Source organism: Streptomyces sp. A3M-1-3 (assembly GCF_024213665.1).
Taxonomy (GTDB): Bacteria; Actinomycetota; Actinomycetes; order Streptomycetales; family Streptomycetaceae; genus Streptomyces.
The window spans coordinates 1-15,466 of record NZ_JANAVP010000017.1; the positions used below are offsets into that span (position 1 = coordinate 1).

Below are 15,466 nucleotides of genomic sequence, written 5' to 3' on the forward strand. Positions count from 1 at the left end.
TGCCCTCACGGAACCAGCGGTACGCGGTACGAGGGGCGATGCCCTGTGCACGTGCCCATTCCGTCAGGTTCATAAGCAAGATCATACGCTACTCATGACATGCAATAGACACTCATGGACACTCAATCAGCAGCAGCTTCCTACCCCGAGACGGACGATCCCGACCGACTGCTGGCGGCGGCGAAGTGCGCACTGGCCGAATGGGCCGTCGACGACCACTACGTCGACGGCGAAGCGGAAGAAGCCCACCCCGAACTGCTCGGCCAACGCCTGGCGATCGCCCACTCCGTCATCGACCAGGCCCATCAGGTGCGCCGTGCGTTCACGCCGGCTCCGCCCGCTACAGCGGCGCCAACAACCTCGTGCCCATCAACGTAGTCGACCTCACGTCCGCCACCATTCCGTACTGGCAGCTGCGGGCGAAGTCCTCGGTCGCCACTGGGATCGAGGAGGCGTTCCTGACCGCGTACGAGGAGGGCAGCTTCCACTACCTGCTCATCGCCGCCGACCGGATCTGAGCAGGCTGCGCGGCGCTCGGTCCCGGGCCTTGGGCCCCCGACGCGGGTGCCGCGTCGGGGAGCAGCGTGACCGGGCGCGGTTGCCGCGCGCCCGGCGCGTCGGTGCGGGGCGTACCGCTGCTCTCCGCGGCGAAGAGGCCGGCGGTGGCGAGGGCGGCGGTTGTCAGGGCCGCTGCGGTGAGCAGGCGCGGGGCGCGGGCCGGGGTGTGGGGCGCTGTCATGCGTATGACCTTGCACAGGTCGCCCGCAGCCGTCCCGCAGACACGCGTACGGCACGCGTACGGCTGCGAGTCGGCACCCGGTCAGCCGCCGCGCGGGTAGCGCGACAGCCAGCCCGGGGCGGATACCGCCGGGCCGTGCAGGGCCGGGCCCTGGGTCATCTCCATCGCGAAGTCGTCCGCCAGCTCCAGCACCGTGCCGCGTCCCTCCAGTTCGGCCAGCCAGGCGGGCGGCAGCGCCGTCTCGCCGTGCAGTACGCCGAGCAGGGCGCCGCAGACCGCGCCCGTGGCCACGGACGCGCCGCTGTGGTTCACGGCGAGGCGCAGCCCGTGGCGTACGTCCTCGCCCACCAGGGCGCAGTACACGGCGATGGCGAGCGCGTCCTCGGCCACCCGCCCGTCGCCCAGGGACTCGACCAGCGCGGGGGACGGCATGCCCTGGCGTACCGCGCCCAGCGCGTGCTTCAGGGCGTCCGTGACGGGCTGGTGGCCCGGGCGGGAGGCCAGCGCGGACAGCGCTCGCTGAACCGATCCGTCAAGGGACTCGCCGCGGGCCAGGCCGTGCACGATCAGGGCGAGCGCGCCGGCCGAGAGATACGCGGTGGGGTGGCCGTGCGTCTGCGCCGCGCACTCCACGGCGAGCTGGAGGACCAGGGCCGGTTCCCAGCCGACCAGCAGTCCGAACGGTGCCGACCGGACCAGCGCGCCGGCGTCGCGCGCGGTGGGGTTCTTGGGCCGGTCCAGGGTGCCCAGGATCTCGTCGCCCAGTCCGGTCAGGCAGGCGTGGGACGGGTCGCGGCGGGCGTAGAGCCATTCCTCGCGGGCGAGCCAGCCGTTGTCCTTGCGGCGCTCGTCCGGACCCCAGTCGCGCTGGGTGGCGGCCCACCGCAGATGTGCCCGGTGGACGTCCGTGGGCGGGTGCCAGGCCCCGGTGTCGCGGCGCACCTGGGCGCGTATCAGACCGTCGACGGTGAACAGGGTCAGCTGGGTGGCGGCCGTGACCGCGCCGCGTCTGCCGTAGGCGGGGGCGAAGTCCGTGATCCCTTCGGGCCCATGGGCGGCACGTATCTCCTCGAAGGTCAGGTCCGCCGCTCCCGCGCCGAGCGCGTCGCCCACGGCGCCGCCGAGCAGGGTGCCGCGCACCCGGCTGCGGAAGTCCTGCTGCTCCGCCCGGCCCCAGACGGCTGTGGCTGCTGCGCTCATGGCGCAGCACTGTAATCGACCGGGAACGGGCGGCTCAGAGGGCGGATCGGTATGTGGACAGTCGCCCGGCTAGTCACATTTGGCTGCCGCTGCCGCTGCCGCTGCCGCTGCCGCTGCCGCCGGGGCGCCGACTGCCCGACCTGGCGCGCACGGCGTCCGCCGTGCGGCGGGTGCCTGCGGCGTGCGGGAGCCCGGCCGGTGCGGATACCGGCCGGGCTCCTGTCGCCGCATTCGGCGGTCAGTCCGCGATCGCGGTCAGTCTGTGATCTCGATCTTGCCGTTGGGGGACTCGGCGGCGGGTACTGCCGTCGCCGTCGTCGTGCCCCGCTGTGTGATCCCCTTCAGCAGGGTCGCCACATCGACACCCGTGGTCGAGGAGAGCAGCTCCACGCCCTGGGCGACATTGTCCGCGACCGTGCGCGACAGCTGGCTCGCGCCGTCCGTGGAGATCACCGTCAGCTTGTCGATGGCGCTCAGCGGCTCGGCCGCCTTGGCGACGACCTGCGGCAGCACCTCGACCAGCATCTGCAGCACAGCCGCGTCGCCGTACTGCGCGAACGCGTCGGCCTTCTTCTGCATCGCCTCGGCCTCGGCGGAACCCCTCGCGGCGATCGCCGCCGCATGGGCCTCACCCTCGATACGCACGGCCTCGGCCAGCGCCGCACGGTGCAGCTTCTCGCCCTCACCGGTCAGCCGCGAGCGCTCCGCGTCCGCCTCGGCCTCCTTGACCTGGGCGACCCGGCGGGCCTCCGCCTCCTGCTCGGCCTGGTAGCGGGCCGCGTCGGCCGGCTTACGGACCTTGGTGTCCAGTTCGCGGTCGGTCAGCGCCGCCTGCCGCTCGGCCACCTTCTCCTGCTCGGCGAGCACCTCCTGTCGGCGCGCGGCCTCGGCGAGCGGGCCCGCCGCGTTGGCCTTGGCGGCCGCCGCCTCGGTCTCCGCCTTGATCTCCGCCTGGCGCAGGTTGAACGTCCGCTCCGCGACCGCGATCTCCTCGGCGGCCTTCAGCCGCGCCTGCTCCGACGCCCGGCGGGCGTTGGCCTCGGCGATGTCGGCCTCCTGCTTCGCGCGGGCGGCCTCCGGACGGCCGAGGTCCTCCAGGTAGGAACCCTCGGTGGTGATGTCCTGGATCTGGAACGCGTCGAGCACCAGCCCCTGACCGGACAGGCTCGCCTCGGCCTCCTCCGCGACCTGGCCGGCGAACACGGCCCGGTCCCGGATGATGTCCTCCACCGACATCCGGCCGACGATGGCACGCAGCGCGCCGGACAGCACTTCCTGGGTGAAGCCGACGATGCCGTCCTGCTGCTGGAGGAAGCGCTGGGCGGCCGCCCGGATGCTGTCCTCGTTGCCACCGACCTTGACGATCGCGACACCTTCGAGATTGGACTTCACGCCGCGCAGCGTGACCGCGCCGCGCACGTGGATCGGAATGTGCCGGCTGGACAGGTCCAGGGTGAACTTCTGCTGGACGAACGGCACGACGAAGACTCCGCCACCGACGACGACCTTCTGGCCGCTGTTGTCGGTGCTGATCCGGCCGGTGACCGGGTCGGTGGACTTCTTGCCGCGGCGGCCGGTGATGATGAAGGCCTCGCTGGGGCCGGCGACCTTGTAGCGCGTGATCACGACAAGGCCGAGAAGGACGAGGAGTACGACCACTCCCGCCACGGCTATGACGACTGAACTCATGAGAACCCCCCTGCCACCCGGGGACGGCAGATCGAAACGAATCGGATGGTTGGAACAGCGGTGGGACAGGCGGGACAAGCGGGACAGCTGCGATAGATGCGATAGATGCGACAGATCAGCGCTGGACGGGGCGCACCGCGACCGAGGTGGCCGACAGCGCCGCCTCCACCCAGATCTCCGCGCCGCGCTCCACCGGCACCTCGGACTTCGCCGCGAACTTCACCGGCTGGCCGGCGAGTCGCAGCAGCACCTCGCCGTAGCCGCCGGCCGGAATGGCGGTGACCACGGATCCCGCGGTGCCGATCAGATCGTCCTGGTGCGGAGTGGCGGCGGTCAGGTCGCGCATCAGCGCGCGGCTGAGCTTCCACCCCAGCAAGGCCGCCGCGATCCCGACGAGCACCCCGACCACGGTGGCCGCACCGGCCCCGAGGTCCGTGGTGCCCAGCACGATCGCGCCACCGAAGCCGAGCATCGACACGAAGCCGGCGATGACCGGCAGCGACACCAGCCCGTCGAACAGGGCCTCCAGTACGCCGTCGAAGACCAACGACAGCACCAGGAGGACGACCCCCGCGATGCCGAGACCGAGAAACAAGGTCACCGGACTCCCCCCTACTGCCCCGCCACTCCCCTGACCTGTCGGGATCGTCTCACGTCGTCATCGCTTCAGCACAGGGCCGACCTCAGTCCAGCACAGGGAGGAGATCCGGCAGGTGCCCGTCGGAGGCGCGGGCCGCCGCCACCCGCTCCTCGGACACCTCGCCGTACAGCGTCGTGCGCGGCCTCGCCGGCCGGCCCGCCGCCTCCGCGATCGCGACCAGGTCCCGCACCGAGCGGTACGAGCCGTAACTCGATCCGGCCATCCGGGAGATGGTCTCCTCCATCAACGTCCCGCCCAGGTCGTTCGCCCCGGACCGCAGCATCTCTGCCGCGCCCTCCGCGCCCAGTTTCACCCAACTGGTCTGGATATTGCTGATATGCGGGTGCAGGAGGAGGCGAGCCATCGCCGTCACGGCCCGGTTGTCGCGGGCGGTCGGACCGGGCCGGGCGATGCCCGCCAGATACACGGGCGCGTTGGTGTGGATGAACGGCAGCGTCACGAACTCGGTGAAGCCGCCCGTCTCCTGCTGGATGCGGGCCAGCGTACGGAAGTGGCCGAGCCAGTGCCGCGGCTGGTCCACATGCCCGTACATCATCGTCGAGGACGACCGGATGCCCAGCTCATGGGCCGTCCGTACGACCTCGATCCAGGTCGCCGTCGGCAGCTTGCCCTTCGTCAGGACCCACCGCACCTCGTCGTCGAGGATCTCCGCCGCCGTCCCCGGGATCGAGCCGAGGCCGGCCTCCTTCGCCGCCGCCAGCCACTCGCGGATCGACAGCCCGGTCCGGCTCGCGCCGTTGACGACCTCCATCGGCGAGAAGGCGTGCACATGGATGTCGGGGACACGCTCCTTAACCGCCCTAGCGATGTCGAAATACGCGGTGCCCGGCAGATCCGGGTGGATGCCGCCCTGCATGCACACCTCGACCGCGCCCACCTCCCACGCCTGCTGCGCCCGGTCGGCGACCTGGCCGAGGGAGAGGGTGTACGCGTCGGCGTCCGTGCGCCGCTGCGCGAACGCGCAGAAACGGCAGCCGGTGTAGCAGACGTTGGTGAAGTTGATGTTCCGCGTGACGGTGTACGTGACCTCGTCGCCGACCACATCCCGGCGCAGCTCGTCCGCGATCCGGGTCAGCGCGTCCAGCGCCGGCCCGTCCGCGTGCAGCAGGGCCAGCGCCTCCGCGTCGGTGAGCTTCGTCGGGTCGTCGGCCGCCTGGGCGAGGGCCTGCCGTACGTCTGTGTCGATCCGCTCCGGCACCATGCCCGGGGCCGCCGCCTCGCGCAGCGCGTCCCAGTCGCCGTACACCGCGTCGAAGTCGTCCCGGCGGTCGGCGGTCCGCCCCTCCGTGTCGATGGTCCGGTGCAGGTCGGTACGGCCGGACGACGCCACGAAGCCCTCATCCGGCTCCTGCCACGGGTGGCCCTCCACGACGGCATCCTCGCGGGCGAGGCCCGTGTCCGGGTCGGCCAGCGCCCTGACGTGCGGCAGCAGGCGGGGGTCGAGCCAGGGCTCGCCGCGCTGGATGAACTCCGGGTAGACGGCAAGGCGTTCGCGCAGCCGGAAGCCCTCGGCGGCGGAGCGCTCGGCGAGCTCGTCGATCTGCGGCCAGGGGCGCTCGGGGTTGACGTGGTCCGGGGTGAGCGGCGAGACGCCGCCCCAGTCGTCGATACCGGCGCCGATGAGACGCGCGTACTCGCCCGCGTAGCTATTGGATCCTGTCACCAGGTTGGGCGGCGCCTGGAGGCAGGCGGAGGGGCCCATGATGTGCCGGGCGACGGCGATGGTGGCGACCAGCTCGTCCAGCTCCGCGTCCGGCATACCGCGCATCGCCGTGTCCGGCTTGGCCCGGAAGTTCTGCATGATCAGTTCCTGAATGCCGTGGTACGCACGGGAGATGCGCCGCAGCGCGAACAGCGACTCGGCGCGCTCGTCGTACGTCTCCCCGATGCCGATCAGCAGCCCGCTGGTGAAGGGGACGGACGTGCGTCCCGCGTCCTCCAGGACCCGCAGCCGGACGGCGGGCTCCTTGTCCGGCGAGCCGTAGTGGGGGCCGCCGGGCTCACTCCAGAGCCGCTCGGACGTGGTCTCCAGCATCATGCCCATCGACGGCGCGACCGGCTTGAGCCGCTGGAAGTCCGTCCAGGACACGACGCCCGGGTTCAGGTGCGGCAGCAGCCCGGTCTCCTCCAGGATGCGGATCGCCATCGCCCGTACGTAGGCGATGGTGTCGTCGTACCCTGCGGCCTCCAGCCACTCGCGCGCCTCGGGCCAGCGGTCCTCGGGCCTGTCGCCCAGGGTGATCAAGGCTTCCTTGCAGCCCAGTTCGGCGCCGCGCCGGGCGATGGCCAGGACTTCGTCGGGGGACATGAACATCCCGTGGCCCGCGCGGCGCAGCTTGCCGGGAACGGTGGCGAAGGTGCAGTAGTGGCACTTGTCGCGACAGAGCCGGGTGAGCGGGATGAAGACGCTGCGCGAGTACGTGATGACTCCGGCGCGGCCGGCCGCCTCCAGACCCGCGTCGCGCACCCGCGCGGCGGAGGCGCACAGATCGGTGAGGTCGTCCCCGCGGGCCTGCAACAGCACGGCGGCCTCGGCGACATCCAACGCCACCCCGCCCCGCGCCCGCTTGAGCGCGCGCCGCATGGCATTGGCGGTCGGTCCGGTGCCGGTTCCCTGGGGCTGGGGCTGGGGAGCGTCGCTCGTCGTGGTCATCGTCCGAGCATACGATTCAGTGATCTGGGCGGAGGCTGCCTGGCGCGCTATTCGCGACGCCAGTCGTATCGACAGCCGTCGGCTCTCTGCAGTAACTGGACCCGCTGCCAAGGGGGGGGCGCCTACCTCATCAGCTCGCCCGCGTTGACCAGCAGCGACTGGCCGGTGATCGCGCGCGCCCGGTCGGAGGCCAGGAACGCCACGGCCTCCGCCACGTCTGCGTCCGTGGCCAGCTCCGGCAGCGCCATCCGGTCGGCGAGCCGGCCCAGCACCTCCGCCTCGGCGACGCCCTCGGTGTGCGCGGTGAACCGTACGTACGCCTGCACCGGCGGACCCCACATCCAGCCGGGCAGCACGGTGTTGACGCGGATCCGGTGCGGGCCCAGTTCGCGGGCCATGGAGTACATGGCTGAGGTGAGCGCGCCCTTGGAGGCCGCGTAGGCCGCCTGCCGTACCTGCGAGGGTGCGGCCACGGCCGACTGCGTACCGACGATGACGACCGAGCCGCCGCCCGCCTTGAGGGCGGGCAGGCAGGCGCGGGTCATCCGCAGGGTGCCCAGCAGGTTGACGTCGATGACCTGCTGCCAGGTGTCGAAGTCCGCGTCCTCGACGCCGCCGAAGTAGCTGTCCCAGGCGGCGACATGGACCACCGCGTCGACGCGCCCGAACCGTTCGACGGCGAGCGCGGCCAGCGCCTCGCACTGGGCCTCGTCGCCGATGTCCGTGGACCGGTACGCGGTGTGCGTGCCGTCCGGGTCGATCTCGGCGGCCGCCTTGGCGAGGTTCGCCTCGGTCCGGGCGCCGAGCACGGCGTTGCCTCCGTCGCGTACGACGGTGGCGGCGACCTGATGGCCGAGTCCGGCGCCGACGCCGGAGACGATGACGGTCTTCCCTTGCAGCAGCATGCGTGGTCGCCTCCTGGGAGCGCCGATTCTGACGGTGCGTCAGAGTAGGCGCGTTGCGCGGAGCAGGGAAGTCACTCGACGGTCCCCGCGCGTCACGAGACGTGGGCGGCCAGCGCCTTGCCGAGCCGCCGCAGCCCCTCGGCGATCTCCTCGGGGGTGTGGGTCACGAAGGACAGCCGCAGAGTGGCCGGGTCGGGGGCGGCGGCGAAGAAGGGCGCCCCCGGGACGTACGCCACGTCGTGCCGTACCGCGGTCCTCAGCAGCGCTGCGGCGTCGTGGCCCGCCGGCAACCGGGCCCAGAGGAACATCCCGCCCTCCGGCCGGTTCCACCCGGACCCCTCGGGCAGCGCGCCCCGGTCGAGCCCGTCGAGCAGTGCGTCGCGCCGCGCCCGGTAGGCGGTGCGCACCCGGTCCAGGTGACCGGTCAGATCGGCGGCGGCCAGGTAGCGGGCCGCGGCCACCTGGTCGACGGTCGAGGTGTGCAGATCTGCCGCCTGCTTGGCGACGGTGCACGCACGGCGCAGCGAATCCGGCGCGCGCAGCCAGCCGAGCCGCAGGCCGGGCGCCATGATCTTGGAGAAGCTGCCCAGCAGGGCGGTGCGGTCCTCGGCGCCGGGCTGCGCGGCGATCCACCGCTGGGCCTCGCCCTCGTAGCGCAGTTCGCCGTACGGGTCGTCCTCGACGATCCACACGCCGAGCCGGGCGGCGACCGAGGCCACCGCGCGGCGCCGGGCGGCAGGGAGGGTGCGGCCGGTCGGGTTCTGGAACGTCGGGATCGCATAGAGGAGCTTGGGGCGTTCGCGGACGACGAGTTCCTCCAGGGCCGCGGGGTCGATGCCGTCCTCGTCGCAGGGGACGGCCGCGACGCGCGCGCCGGTGAAGCGGAAGCACTGGAGGGCGGCGAGGTACGTGGGGCTCTCGACCAGCACGGTGTCCCCGGGTTCCAGCAGGGTGGTGGCGAGGAGGGTGAGGGCCTGCTGTGACCCGGTGGTGATCAGCAGGTCGTCGGGCCCGGTGGGCAGCCCACGGTCGGTGATCCGGGCGGCGAGGGCTTCGCGCAGCGCGGGGAAGCCCTCGGTGGTGGAGTACTGCAGGGCGCGGCGCGGGGCGGTGCTGAGCGCGTCGTCGTAGGCGGCCCGCAGCCCTTCGGCGTCGAACAGCTCGGGGGCGGGCAGTCCGCCGGCGAAGGAGATCACCCCGGGTCGTTCGGTGAGCGCGAGGATGTCCCGTACGGGCGAACTGCCGACCGAGGTCGCACGGGCGGCGAGTGGGGGCAGGGCGGCGGCGCACATGGGGGCTCCTTCGCTGGGGCGGGTGGCGGGGGCGTGGCGGCTCTCTCCGGCACCCTAACGGGTAAAGGTGCACCTGCCACCTATCCGTCCACGCGGAGAACCTCCTCCCACCCCCTCCCTAACTGACGATCCATCAGATACACCGGAGGGATGACAGAAGAGACTGCACCGACGGCAGGCACCTCTCCCGAGGCGTACGCGGAGCTGGCCGCCGTCGGCCCGTACGGAGTCCGGCCCGGCCACGCGCTGATCACCATGGTCGAGCCGCATCCCGGTCACGAGCACGCCTACAACCGCTGGTACGAGGACGACCACTACACCGCCGGCGCGATGGCCATGCCGTGGATGTACGCCGGCCGGCGCTGGGTCGCCACCCGGGAGCTCCAGCTGCTGCGCTATCCCGAGAAGTCCGCGGTCGCGCAGCCCGTCACCGCGGGCGCGTACATCTCCACGTACTGGATCACCGACGGGCGCTACGACGAGCACATGAAGTGGACCGTCGGCATCAACAAGCGGCTGAACCGGGACGGCCGCGTGGCTCGCCGGCGGCGATGGTGGTGATCTTCCGGCCGACGCCGCTGCCGGGCGACCGGATGACGTACGTGAAGCAGGTCGAGGGCGTGGACACCCGGCTGACCCTGCTGTGGTTCCTGGAGCGCGACCCGCGGGAGTGCTGGCAGGAGCACTTCACCGGGCTCGACGAGGCGGTGTCGGCAGCATCCATCAGCGGCTCCGCCGCGGGGTGCCTCGGGAGGGTCGAGCTGGTGGCGCCGTTCATCCCGACGGTGCCGGGCACGGACCGGTATGTGGACCAGCTCAGGTAGCAGGAAGGCGTGCGGGTGGGAGGCGGGCATGGCCGAGCCCCCTCGGCCAGGACGGCGGACCAGTCGAGAGGGCTCATGTCACTAGTGCTTGTGCAGTTGTTGTGGGGATGGTGGTGGTCAGCCGAGGTCAAACGCGCCCCGGCTCACATCCGCGACGAACGCGGTCCACGAGTCCGGCACGAAGGTGATCGAGGGACCTTCCGGCACCTTGGAGTCACGCACTGCAATTGCCTGCATGACGGGGGACTTCACCTCTACGCATGCACCGTTCCCGGTAGAATACGAGGACTTCGTCCAGGTATCCGTCGCGCCCTGATGAATTGCCATGTTCGCTCCGGTCTAGCCAGTTGTGTCGATTACTGCGCCAACGTTCTTGATGGCGTGATCGACGCTACTCGCCAACGTCGGTGCGCGAAGGGCGCATTCACTCGACCGGATGGCATATACCAGAGGGGTCTTCCCCCCGGAGGTGGCGACGGTGTACCGTACCGGCGCCCTGCCCCCAGGGGCGGGATCTCAGGTCGCGTACCCCGTCCCGCTCCCCGTCCCGCTCTCCGTCGCGCCCTCCTTCGCGTACACCTTGGCGATGTCCGCAATGAATTGCCGGGTCTGGTCCACATTCAGCGCCTGCGCCCGCAAATGCTCGTACATCACGCTGTAGTTCTGGACATCGTTCGCCTTCTCGAGATAGAGATCGCTGGTGACGCCCTCGATGTAGACCACACTTGAGTCGGACGCGTCCGGGAATTCCAGAATCGCGTACTGCCCGTTGACCCCGGGGTGGGCGCCCATCGCGAAGGGCATTACCTGCACCGTCACATGCGGCAGCTGCGACTGCTCTATCAGGTACTCCAGCTGCTGGATCATCAGCTGCTTGTCGCCGACCCGCCGGCGCAGCGCGGCCTCGTCGATCACCGCCCAGAGGCGGAGCGGGTGCTCGGGCGCGGAAATCCGCTCCTGGCGGCGCAGTCGCACCTGCACACGCTTCTCGATGTCGGTGTGCGGGGTCTCGGGCAGGGCGCCGTTGATGAGCGCCTCCGCGTACTCGCGGGTCTGGAGCAGGCCCGGGACGACCTGGGGCTCGTACACGCGCAGCGAGGCAGCGTCCGTCTCCAGGCCGATGTAGACGCTGTACGGGATGTCGCCGAAGGCGTGCCACCAGCCCTGCTGGCGCGAGTCCTTGGCCATCTGCATCAGCGAGTCGACGAGGCGGCGGTCCTCGACCTCGTACACCTCGCACAGATCGCGCACATCGCGCTGGCTGATGGACCGGCGGCCGTTCTCGAGCCGGCTGATCTTCGACTGGGAGACCAGCAGGCGTTCGGCGACCTGTTCGGCCGTCATGCCCTTCTCCTCGCGGAGGCGTCGGAGCTCCATGCCGAGCCGGCGGCGTCGGACGGTGGGATTGACATTGGACGCCACGTGAACGGCACCTCCGACTGCTTACGTATCTCTGCGTATCTGGTGTTGAGCAGATTGCCACCAACCGGCGTGGCGGCGCTGGGAAATGAGATATGCAGCAGGATGCGAGCCGGGCGGCGGTGCGCCCGGAGGGCATGCAGACGCGCGGGGTGGCGCGACCGGTACGGACCGGCTGCGCCACCCCGCGCGTACTGGCAGCTCCCGAACCGGGTCTGTGGGGACAGTCGGTGCGGGGTGTAGTCGTTCGGTGGTTCGGTCGTTCAGTTGCTTGGTCGCTCAGTGCGCGACGGCGCGTGCCATGCTCCCGCGGCGCGGTTGCATCGGCTGCCGTGGCATCGCCTGCAGCGGAACCCCGGCGGATTCCGTGCCCCGGACCGGCGACTGGCGCCCGCCCGGTGCCTGAGCGCGGCGTGGCTGCGCGGCCACACCGTTCTGGACGTCCATCACGGCGTGCGCCACGAGTCCGCCCATGGGGTCGTGCCGGATCAGATCCCGCAGCCTGCTGCGGGACGACCGTCCTTCATTGCCGGGGTACAGGTGCTTGCCGAGCCCGACTGCGTGGGCCAGCGCGGCAAGCGCCGCGGTCCGCGGGTCCGGCGGTACACCGGTGCGGATCGCGCTGTCCAGCCGGGCCCTGATCTCACGGCTGATTGCCGTATCCGTCGCTTGGTAGCGAGTCGTCGGCAGAACTCCGCACATCTGGCCCGCCACGGCATGCACCATGCCGCACCGCTCCAGATGCGAGAGGTAAGTCTGGCGCAGCCCCAGGCGGGGCCCGCCGATCCAGTGGACGGCGCGCACCGGGCTGCCGCGTCTGCGCAGCAGTTCCAGTGCGGAGTCCAATGTCGGATCTCCTGTCGGCCGTGGCATCACCACGGCGATACGATCCCCGTCCGGGGCTATCCGTCCCGCCAGAGCCAGCTCTACTAGCTGGGCCCCGGCAAGGCCGAGGTCGAGCGACTGCGGCTGCGCCGTGGTTCCCGTGGTCGGGTCCAAGGCGAGCAACAGAAGCTCTTCCGGAATTGTTCTGCGGCTCCTGCCCATCCATGCCTCCCCGCGTGGATGAATGACAGGGTGACCCCTCTCACATTCATCTGTCGAGAGTGCCTGGGTGCTTTGTACGGGAACCGGTAGCTATGTCGTTCTCGTCTAGCACGAGAGCGAGGTCCCCGAGACGGGACACTGGTAGACGGTTCGGACAGCTTGGACAGCTTGGACAGCTATGGAGGAGGCATCGGTGGCGGGCGAGTCCCCCGACAAGTCGGAGCAGCAGAGGTCGTCGGGGGAGAGCGCTCCGGCCGAGCGTGACCCGCGGCTGTCCGTCTTCCGTGAGCCGAAGCAAGGTACGGATCAGCCGACGGCGGTGTTCAAGATGCCGCGCCCGGCGGAGGCGACGGACGCACCCGCGGCCGGCGACTCGCGCCTGCGCGCGGCGGTGGCAGCCTGGGTAGCCACGGCGGACGAACCCCCCTCGGGCGCGGGAGCGGAACCGGCGCCGGAGGCCCCTGAGGACGCCTCCCGGCCTGCGGCGGGGCCAGACGCGGACGCCGAGGTGGCCGCCGGCCGCGAGCCCGAGGCTGCGGCGGGTGCGGATGCTGACGCGGAGTCGTACGCGCAGACCGGGGCCGAGTCGGCCACGAAGCCGTCACCCGAGGCGGGGGCGGAGGACGCCGCCCGCGCGTCCAAGGCTGCGGTTGACGCGGAGTCGTCACGCGCGGCTGAACCGGCGCGTGATTCCCGGCCCGTGGCCAGGGCCGAGCCGGACCCAGGCGCGGACGCCACGGACACCTCTCGGCCTGCGGCCGGGGCCGAGTCGGACGTGAAGCGGCAACGTGGTTCGGGGCTTGACGACGTTGTCCGTCCCGCTGACCGCAAGCCCAAGCCTGCGGCGGACGCCGAACCAGGGTCAGAGGCCAAGGACGCTGTCCGGACGGACGCTCCCGCAGGCCGCGAGGCGCAGGCTGCGGCCGAGGTGGACGTGCCCGCTGCTCGCGAGCCCAAGTCCGCGGCGGACGCTGTGCCCGCGCCTGGTTCCCGGTCTGCCACCGAGGCGGAGCCGGACGCCAAGTCCGTGCGCAGCGCGGAGGGCAAGGGGGCCGAGCACGGCTCTCGTGCTGCCCGCGGCGAGACGCAGAGCGACCGCTCCGCGGCTGACGCGGCGTCGGGCGAGGCCCGTGACGCGGCTGCCGAGCCGGATCGTTCCTCCGGGGCGTCTGCGGGGCAGGACGCTGCGGGTGCGAGTGCAAAGCGTGTCGATCAGGCCACAGCCGTGTTCAAGGCGGTCCGGCCGCCTGCGCCGAAGCCCGAGCCGGCTGCCGATCAGGCCACCACCGCCTTTAGGGCCGTACGGCCGTCCGCGCCGAAGCCGGAGCTGGCTGCCGATCAGGGCGCGACCGCGTCCCCGGCCAAGCCGGAGCCGACCGCCGATCAGGCCACGACCGCGTTCAAGGCGGTCCGTCCGCCTGCGGCCAAGCCGGAGCCGGCCGCCGATCAAGCCACCGCGTCCGCGGCAAAGCCCGAGCCGGCCGCCGATCAAGGCACCACCGCCTTCAAGGCCGTACGGCCGCCTGCCGCGCAGCCCGCGCCCGGGGCCGAGCGCGCCGGCAAGTTCGTACCGCTGAAGGCGCAGGCCCCAGCCCCCGCCCCCGCGAGCCGTCCGCTCGGGGAGAGCGAGAGGACCAAGCAGCAGCCACTGCCGCCCAAGCCGCCGCTCGACCTGCTGGCCGAGCTGACCAACACTCCGCCCCCCGCGCCCACCCCGGTGCGGACGGCCGTGTGGCGGGTCAAGATCTGGACTCCGCTCGTCCTTCTGCTGGCGATCGTCTTCGCGGTCGTACAGCTCGTGCGTCCACTGCCCGACCCGCAGTTGTCCATGACCGCGAAGTCGACGTTCGCGTTCGAGGGGGACAAGCCGTCCCTGCCCTGGCCCGCGAAGGGCCAGGCGTTCATGGCGGCGTCGGGACTCGGCACCGTCGGCTCCTCCGGTGAGCAGAAGCCCGTACCGATCGCCAGCGTCACCAAGGCGATGACGGCGTACGTCATCCTCAAGAACCACCCCCTCAGGGAGGGCGAGGACGGCCCGTCGATCGAGATCGACGCCAAGGGCGAGGCCGAGGGCCAGCTGGACAAGTCGGACGGCGAGTCGACGCTCAACACCGTCAAGGAGGGCGACAAGCTCACCCTCCACGACGCCATCGCGGCCATCATGATTCCGTCCGCAAACAACATCGCGCGCCAGCTCGCCCGCTGGGACGCCGGTTCCGAGGAGGCGTTCGTCAAGAAGATGAACGAGGCCGCCAAGGAGCTCGGGATGACGAACACGACGTACACGGACCCGTCCGGACTCAACGCGACGACCGTGAGCACCGCCGAGGACCAGGTGAAGCTGGGTCTGGAGCTGGTGGAGATCCCGGCGTTGATGGACATCACCAAGCTGCCGGAGTGGAAGGACCCGTCGGGCAAGAACTGGCGGAACTGGAACGAGCTCGTCCCGTTCGACGGGGCGCTCGGCATCAAGACCGGCAGCACGACGAAGGCCGGCGGCAACCTGCTCTTCGCCGCGCACAAGCCGATCGGTGGCACGGACCAGCTCATCGTCGGCGCGGTGCTGGCCCAGCACGACACGCCCATCCTCGGCACCGCCATCAAGGCGAGCAAGGACATCATGCTCGCGACGCAGGAACTGCTCGAGTCCCGCGTCGTAGTGAAGAAGGGCGATGTCGTCGGCCATGTCGACGACGGCCTGGGCGGGACGACGCCCGTCGTCGCGACCAAGGACGTGAACGCGGTGGGCTGGCCCGGCCTGACGGTGAAGATCGAACTGACCGACGGCGGCTCGACCGTCCCGCATTCGGCCAGGGCCGGAACGGATGTCGGGACGCTGACCGTGGGTGAGGGCGCCAGTCAGGTGAAGGTGCCGGTCGCGCTCCAGCAGGACCTCGCGGAGCCGTCGTTCGGCGACAAGCTCACGCGAGTCGCCTGACCCGCATCACCTGATGCGGGTCGCCTGGCCCGGGTCGCCCGACCCGGGCACCAGGACCGCACCCGGCTCCGCTGTCTCCTGACCCGCGACCGGGCTCCT

At 71.3% G+C, this 15,466-nt stretch carries 12 protein-coding genes and 2 pseudogenes; 4 read left to right on the top strand and 10 right to left on the bottom strand.

The features are described 5' to 3' along the window. Positions 1 to 114: 114 nt before the first annotated feature. Together NLX86_RS20125 and NLX86_RS20130 are read left to right on the top strand one after the other, a co-directional pair. Positions 115 to 378, top strand: coding sequence for a hypothetical protein (locus NLX86_RS20125; protein WP_254373262.1), 264 nt, complete (start codon positions 115 to 117; stop codon positions 376 to 378). Continuing rightward, positions 351 to 518: pseudogene (locus NLX86_RS20130) on the top strand (SAM-dependent methyltransferase); the annotation flags it as partial. The gene NLX86_RS20125 and the pseudogene NLX86_RS20130, both read left to right, overlap by 28 nt. Here NLX86_RS20130 and NLX86_RS20135 read toward each other — a convergent pair. The 7 genes from NLX86_RS20135 to NLX86_RS20165 all read right to left on the bottom strand — a co-directional run bounded on the left by NLX86_RS20135 (position 488) and on the right by NLX86_RS20165 (position 9,139). Then, a complete protein-coding gene (locus NLX86_RS20135) occupies positions 488 to 739 on the bottom strand; it encodes a hypothetical protein (RefSeq protein ID WP_254373127.1) in 252 nt (83 codons plus the stop codon). The pseudogene NLX86_RS20130 and the gene NLX86_RS20135 overlap by 31 nt on opposite strands. A gap of 81 nt (positions 740 to 820) precedes the next feature. After that, a complete protein-coding gene (locus tag NLX86_RS20140) occupies positions 821 to 1,939 on the bottom strand; it encodes an ADP-ribosylglycohydrolase family protein (RefSeq protein ID WP_254373128.1) in 1,119 nt (372 codons plus the stop codon). A gap of 255 nt (positions 1,940 to 2,194) precedes the next feature. After that, positions 2,195 to 3,628 carry a flotillin family protein gene (locus NLX86_RS20145; protein ID WP_254373129.1) on the bottom strand — a complete coding sequence of 478 codons (1,434 nt, stop codon included), beginning with the start codon at positions 3,626 to 3,628 and terminating at the stop codon, positions 2,195 to 2,197. 115 nt (positions 3,629 to 3,743) lie between these two features. Then, on the bottom strand, positions 3,744 to 4,229 hold the full coding sequence (locus NLX86_RS20150; RefSeq protein ID WP_254373130.1) for a hypothetical protein: 486 nt from the start codon (positions 4,227 to 4,229) through the stop codon (positions 3,744 to 3,746). An 82-nt stretch (positions 4,230 to 4,311) separates the two neighbouring features. Then, complete coding sequence (locus NLX86_RS20155; protein WP_254373131.1) at positions 4,312 to 6,942, bottom strand: bifunctional FO biosynthesis protein CofGH; 2,631 nt, start codon at positions 6,940 to 6,942, stop codon at positions 4,312 to 4,314. Positions 6,943 to 7,064: 122 nt separating this feature from the next. Further along, a complete protein-coding gene (locus NLX86_RS20160; protein ID WP_254373132.1) occupies positions 7,065 to 7,847 on the bottom strand; it encodes an SDR family oxidoreductase in 783 nt (260 codons plus the stop codon). A gap of 92 nt (positions 7,848 to 7,939) precedes the next feature. Continuing rightward, complete coding sequence (locus NLX86_RS20165; protein WP_254373133.1) at positions 7,940 to 9,139, bottom strand: PLP-dependent aminotransferase family protein; 1,200 nt, start codon at positions 9,137 to 9,139, stop codon at positions 7,940 to 7,942. A gap of 150 nt (positions 9,140 to 9,289) precedes the next feature. Here NLX86_RS20165 and NLX86_RS20170 point away from each other — a divergent pair. Next, a pseudogene (locus NLX86_RS20170) lies at positions 9,290 to 9,963 on the top strand (hypothetical protein). Between the two features lie 117 nt (positions 9,964 to 10,080). Here the strand turns inward: NLX86_RS20170 and NLX86_RS20175 are convergent. The 3 genes from NLX86_RS20175 to NLX86_RS20185 form a co-directional block, all read right to left on the bottom strand. After that, on the bottom strand, positions 10,081 to 10,290 hold the full coding sequence (locus NLX86_RS20175) for a DUF397 domain-containing protein (RefSeq protein ID WP_254373134.1): 210 nt from the start codon (positions 10,288 to 10,290) through the stop codon (positions 10,081 to 10,083). Positions 10,291 to 10,479: 189 nt separating this feature from the next. Then, positions 10,480 to 11,385: a helix-turn-helix transcriptional regulator gene (locus tag NLX86_RS20180; RefSeq protein ID WP_254373135.1), complete on the bottom strand. Its 906-nt coding sequence runs from the start codon at positions 11,383 to 11,385 to the stop codon at positions 10,480 to 10,482. Positions 11,386 to 11,661: 276 nt separating this feature from the next. Beyond that, entirely contained in the window at positions 11,662 to 12,429 is a 768-nt protein-coding gene (locus NLX86_RS20185; protein ID WP_254373136.1) for a GPP34 family phosphoprotein, read from the bottom strand. Between the two features lie 178 nt (positions 12,430 to 12,607). Between NLX86_RS20185 and NLX86_RS20190 the strand changes: the two genes are divergently transcribed. After that, positions 12,608 to 15,367, top strand: coding sequence for a D-alanyl-D-alanine carboxypeptidase (locus tag NLX86_RS20190; RefSeq protein ID WP_254373137.1), 2,760 nt, complete (start codon positions 12,608 to 12,610; stop codon positions 15,365 to 15,367). Positions 15,368 to 15,466 lie beyond the last annotated feature (99 nt).

Bases quoted from the DNA above. Each gene is read 5' to 3' on its own strand.
- NLX86_RS20125 (WP_254373262.1), top strand. From the start codon at position 115: ATGGACACTCAATCAGCAGCAGCTTCCTACCCCGAGACGGACGATCCC.
- NLX86_RS20135 (WP_254373127.1), bottom strand. From the start codon at position 739: ATGACAGCGCCCCACACCCCGGCCCGCGCCCCGCGCCTGCTCACCGCA.
- NLX86_RS20140 (WP_254373128.1), bottom strand. From the start codon at position 1,939: ATGAGCGCAGCAGCCACAGCCGTCTGGGGCCGGGCGGAGCAGCAGGAC.
- NLX86_RS20145 (WP_254373129.1), bottom strand. From the start codon at position 3,628: ATGAGTTCAGTCGTCATAGCCGTGGCGGGAGTGGTCGTACTCCTCGTC.
- NLX86_RS20155 (WP_254373131.1), bottom strand. From the start codon at position 6,942: ATGACCACGACGAGCGACGCTCCCCAGCCCCAGCCCCAGGGAACCGGC.
- NLX86_RS20160 (WP_254373132.1), bottom strand. From the start codon at position 7,847: ATGCTGCTGCAAGGGAAGACCGTCATCGTCTCCGGCGTCGGCGCCGGA.
- NLX86_RS20165 (WP_254373133.1), bottom strand. From the start codon at position 9,139: ATGTGCGCCGCCGCCCTGCCCCCACTCGCCGCCCGTGCGACCTCGGTC.
- NLX86_RS20175 (WP_254373134.1), bottom strand. From the start codon at position 10,290: ATGGCAATTCATCAGGGCGCGACGGATACCTGGACGAAGTCCTCGTAT.
- NLX86_RS20185 (WP_254373136.1), bottom strand. From the start codon at position 12,429: ATGGGCAGGAGCCGCAGAACAATTCCGGAAGAGCTTCTGTTGCTCGCC.
- NLX86_RS20190 (WP_254373137.1), top strand. From the start codon at position 12,608: ATGGAGGAGGCATCGGTGGCGGGCGAGTCCCCCGACAAGTCGGAGCAG.